Source organism: Pseudomonas sp. EL_65y_Pfl1_R83 (assembly GCF_963970695.1).
Taxonomy (GTDB): Bacteria; Pseudomonadota; Gammaproteobacteria; order Pseudomonadales; family Pseudomonadaceae; genus Aquipseudomonas; species Aquipseudomonas tritici.
Window position 1 is genome coordinate 1 of record NZ_CAXAQI010000470.1, and the last position, 439, is coordinate 439.

General features: G+C 63.8%; 1 protein-coding gene. It reads left to right on the forward strand.

Annotation, left to right across the window (positions count from 1 at the left end):
* Positions 1-439 (forward strand): isocitrate/isopropylmalate family dehydrogenase (locus AACY08_RS29875; RefSeq protein ID WP_339472693.1); only part of this gene is annotated, 439 nt, incomplete at both ends.

The following is a 439-nucleotide window of genomic DNA, read 5'->3' on the forward strand; positions in this document are numbered from 1 at the left end:
CGTCTACGAACATCGCCTGATCGACGACATGGTCGCCTCGGCACTCAAGTGGCACGGCGAATTCGTCTGGGCATGCAAGAATTATGATGGCGACGTGCAGTCCGACCAGGTCGCGCAGGGCTTCGGCTCGCTCGGCCTGATGACCTCGGTGCTGCTCACCCCCGATGGCAAGACGGTCGAGGCGGAAGCCGCACACGGCACCGTTACGCGCCACTTCCGCCAGCACGAGCAAGGCAAGGCAACTTCGACCAACCCGATCGCGTCGATCTTCGCCTGGACCGGCGGCCTGAAATATCGCGGCAAGTTCGACGGCACCCCCGAGGTGACCCAATTCGCCGAGACGCTCGAGCGTGTCTGCATCCAGACCGTCGAGAACGGCCACATGACCAAGGATCTGGCGCTGCTGATCGGCCCCGATCAGCCGTGGATGACGACCGAG